This is a genomic window from Synechococcus sp. OH2, from assembly GCF_047462155.1.
GTDB lineage: Bacteria > Cyanobacteriota > Cyanobacteriia > Thermostichales > Thermostichaceae > Thermostichus.
Window position 1 is genome coordinate 239,232 of sequence record NZ_JANSIR010000095.1, and the last position, 4,227, is coordinate 243,458.

General features: G+C 52.7%; 2 protein-coding genes. One reads left to right on the plus strand and one right to left on the minus strand.

Annotation, left to right across the window (positions count from 1 at the left end; all coding sequences use genetic code 11):
- The first annotated feature begins 643 nt into the window (after nt 1-643).
- A complete protein-coding gene (locus NW835_RS09595) occupies nt 644-889 on the plus strand; it encodes a Uma2 family endonuclease (protein WP_414364890.1) in 246 nt (81 codons plus the stop codon).
- 1,095 nt (nt 890-1,984) lie between these two features.
- Here the strand turns inward: NW835_RS09595 and NW835_RS09600 are convergent.
- A complete protein-coding gene (locus NW835_RS09600; protein ID WP_414415158.1) occupies nt 1,985-4,105 on the minus strand; it encodes a DEAD/DEAH box helicase in 2,121 nt (706 codons plus the stop codon).
- Nucleotides 4,106-4,227 lie beyond the last annotated feature (122 nt).

Consider the following 4,227-nt stretch of genomic DNA (forward strand, 5'->3'; position numbering starts at 1 on the left):
TTGTCCCTGCTCCGCCTCTTTAGGGTAATGCCCAAGTCATTGAGGGTGACGGTGCCGTGCTTACCGTTACTGGTTACCTTTCATCCCGAAGAGCTGGGATATGTCCAGCCTGAATAGTGCCGACTGCGCAAGCGAGACGGAGTCCTTTGAGCGACGCAAGCGTTGTACAAGTAACAGTGCAGACGACGAGCATAGCCTTCTCCTGGCTTTTGTTGGGATAGAGTCGCAACATCTGCCGTCTGTTTACCCGTACAGTTTTACTCACCTTACGGTACTCAGTCAAGGCTAAAGTCAGTACAGTACTTCTTGTAAGCAGCACCTTCTATGACAAAACTCAGAAATCGAGCCGAGTTTTGAGGTAGCAATTTGGAGAACAACTGAGTAGGGTATACTGGGAAAAAGACAAGTTTTGGCACAATTCTAGGTGTATTGTTTGGTGCAGCCTTAGAAATAGTGAAACAGTATATCCAGCCTCAAGCTGGGGGTGCTACCCATCCTACCGTATAGACGGTGGGGAATTCTGCGCGTTTAGTTAAAGCGGCGAGGTATCCTGGTCTCCTGGTTTTGTTGGATTGTCAAGGGATCCCTGGCCGCCCGTTTGACCCAGAACCCCAGACTGACGGTCAAAACTGTTTCCTCTTGGGTGCAATGGCATGATCAACTTTTTGAGGACAGCCCCCAAACCGAGATCCTCTCTCCCGGTCAGAGCTTTGGGGCTGCAGTTCAAAAAGCAGCGGACTATTTGGAGGCCGGGATCCCCCGCGTTTGGATTGTGGATCCGCAGGCCAAGGGCATCACCGTCTTCTACCCCGATGCCCCGCCGCAGATATTTGCGGGATCCCAAGCCACCCAAGACGATTGCTTGCCGGGCTTGAAGGTTGTTCCCTAGAATGTGTTTGCCCGAGCGCGGATCCCTTAGTGGGCTTAGTGCAAATAGCGATAAAGCAGCCTGCTAGTTCGTCTCCAGGCCATTGACAAATGCTGAAGGGATCCCAAAACAAGATTTCCTGCTAAGGGCTAATCGTGAAGCGAAAGAGCTTCTCATCGGCCAGTTGGAGAACTTCCTGGCCTGCAGCCGCCAGTTGTTCCGGGGGCAAATTCCGGTATTAGGCGATAAACTCAGGCAAAACTTGAAGAAACAAGGATCCACCGTTGTGAGAGGTATCTCAGCTTCTAACAAACCTCAAAGCCTTGCTGTAAGCGGATCCCAGCCGTTTCCACTTGCTTGGAGATGCTTGCAAAACCTCAGAACCCTCATGGGAAGCCTGTTCGCTAGGCTTTGACTGCCAGTTAGGGTACAATCGAAGCGCATGGTTTTCCTCTGATTGCCGTAAGGCGCTGAGCACCTTGCCAAGTGGCTATCGGGGCCTTGCAAAGCAAGGATTCTGAGGTGCGGCATGATTTTCCTTTGATTGCCGTAAGGCGTTGAGCACGCATCTGGGTAGGAGGAGGGAAGAGGCTACCGAAATATGATTTTCCTTTGATTGCCGTAAGGCGTTGAGCATTTTTGAAAGGAAAGCTTCAGGAAGAGGAAGCGGGCGATGGAACTGATCCTCAAACCCATTGTGAGTTGGGATCCCAGATCCGATCTCAGCAAGCATGGCTGGCGCAACTGCGTGCAGAAGAGCAAAATCTAAAAGCCTCAATAGAAGATTTGCAAGCCAAAAAACAGAAGCTTGTTCAGTACTTGAAAGAGGGCGCTGCCAAACTCGATCAGCTCCACTCACAACGGGATCTTTTGGCCCAAGAGATTGCCCGCCTCAATCAAGTTCGCCAAGCAACAGGCTCTGGCAACTTTGCCGCCCACCCGTCTGGGTTTGGAAAGGGATTCAGCTCCACTTCTACCACCAAAGCTGCTGCCACCTCCGCTTGGCCAACACCTACGACGCAATTCTTGCAGCCATTGAGGAGAAGGTGAACGACCTAGACGACATGGCAAAAGCGATGACAGAGCTGGGCTCGCTTGAGGGCAGACGGTAGTTCTTCAAGCACCTTCCAAGTCTAGATCCACCTCATGAACCCGCCGCAGGGATCCCTTGTTAAAAGCTGGGAAGCGTAGGTAGGGGTACTGCTCCTTGGCCTGCCGCAGCTCTTGGAAGGCGGGAGCCAATTGATCTTTGGGGGAGATCCCTGTAACCACACACCAGATCTTGGTGCGTGTCAAGGCCACAAAAGCTTGATTGCGCCGGCGCAGTTGCTCCTCTACACTTAGCCCCGGCTCGGTGGCGTTTTGAAACTGGCAGACGTAGACTTTCCAAGCTTCGTTGCCCTTGGCCCGGAAGATCCCCGACAGGGTGACGTGCCCCGGCAAGCGGAAAATATCCCGATCGGCATCTTCGCCAGCAATGAGGGCGCTAATTCCTCTTTGTTTGAGCCTGGCCTTTAGGCTTTCCCAGTAGGGTCTGCTCCCTCTGAAGCTGGCTACACTTGTCACTAGAAGATCTTCCGGCCGAAAACTCCACTGCTTCAGGTCGCGCTCGATCTGTTGGGCAATCCAATTCTGCTCCTCTTCCTCAGAAGGGAAGGTGCGCCAGACCAGCAGCGACTGGGGATCCACCTTGGGATCAAAGTTTTCTTGATCGACGGGATGGCAAGCCTTGCGGGTGAGGGTAATTGGGGATCCAGGCTTGCGAAAATCACCTTCTATCACTTCGTAACCCAAACCTTCCCACTGGTCTTTTTGAGTAACCCCCTGCAAAGGCTGGCCTCCACGCAAAAGACCCATGTTGATGGCATGGGCAGCCATGAGGATGATGTTTGGAGTGCGGTAGCAATGACGCAGTACGATGGCTCGCCCTCCCAACCGCACTTTGGGTTTGCCCGTCTCGTCGCGCCCGAATAGCTCGGCTGCCCCTGGCACCGTCAACGAGCCAATGCCCTGGGCTTCGTCATAGGCCCAGTAGAGCCGCTTGGGATCCCGTAAAGTTTGATAGGCTAAACGGTAAAAGGCAGGCGGCAAATCTTGACCTTCATCGATCAAGATGGCGTCAAAAAGTTGAGGGATTTCCTTGGCTTTCTCTCCTAACTCTTGGCAGACGTAGTCAAAGGGCTCCGTTGTATAGTCATTTTTATCCCTCAGCTCTGCCCTTGCCTGCTCCAAGCTTTTGGGCAGCAAGCCACATTGGTGAGCGAGCAGGCGATAAAACCCAAGCTGATCCTGGGATCCCCAGGCATGCATCACCCGAAGCTTTTGCCAATTTGGCTCGATGTCAAACTTGCTCTGACAGACTTCCGAGATTTGCCTGCGAATTTGCTCATAGAGAGAGCGGGTGTAGAAAACTACGGCGATGTCCCAATCCGGGTGGTCGGCGTGGATTTTGGCTGCCCTGCGAGTCAAGACTACCGTTTTGCCCGTCCCCGCCAGGCCCCGCAACCGCTGCGGCCCCTCAGGATATTGGGTGGCAATTTTGCGTTGGTCTTCATCGAGTTTGAAGATCCCTTCTTGGACGCGCCGGATCACCATTTGTGAATCGTAGCCATAGTTAGGCTGGCTATTGGTATCATCTTCCAAAACTAAGCCCAAATGCCGAACAATCTGCTTTAGCTTTCCTTCGTGGAGAGGAGCTTGGGCAACCCGCCTAGCCTCATACAATCTTTGTTTCAGATGCTCGGGTTTCTCCAGATCATCAGCAAACACCAAGGCCCCTATAAGTGGCGGATCCCCAAAACGCTCTTGCCATTCCTGCCGCCGGATCCGGGGCAAAGCCACCCGCTTACCAAAGTTGATCTGATCTATTAGCGTTTGTATATCCGGATTTTTCCGCAGTAAATCTTTGACTTGAAACATTTGCTTGTGTGCTTGTTGTAAAGGGGTTTCTGTTTCTTTTTGCCACTGCCGCATGCGCCATTCGTTGTTGTTGATGCTCTCAATATTGTACAGATTAAAGCCCTTACACTCGAACACCCAAATCCCCAATTCAGCATGAATCAGGAGGATGTCGATCTCAGCCCTGGGATTACCTCGGCGATGATTATAAAGAACAGCTCGATGGAAAAGATAACCCGCGTCCGCTCCTAGCCCTTGGCGTAGCGCATTCCATACCACTGCCTCCGCAGCTATTCCTGGCAAGCTGTCGTCCAGAGCGCCGTCGGGTCGAAAGTGCATGGGGGATCCCTCATTTTCCAACTTGAACCCAGTGTACAACAGGAAACCTGAGCTCTTGGGGAAGGATCCAGGGCCCTTAACGTAAGGTGCGGAATTCCCCACCGTCTATACGGTGGGGATGG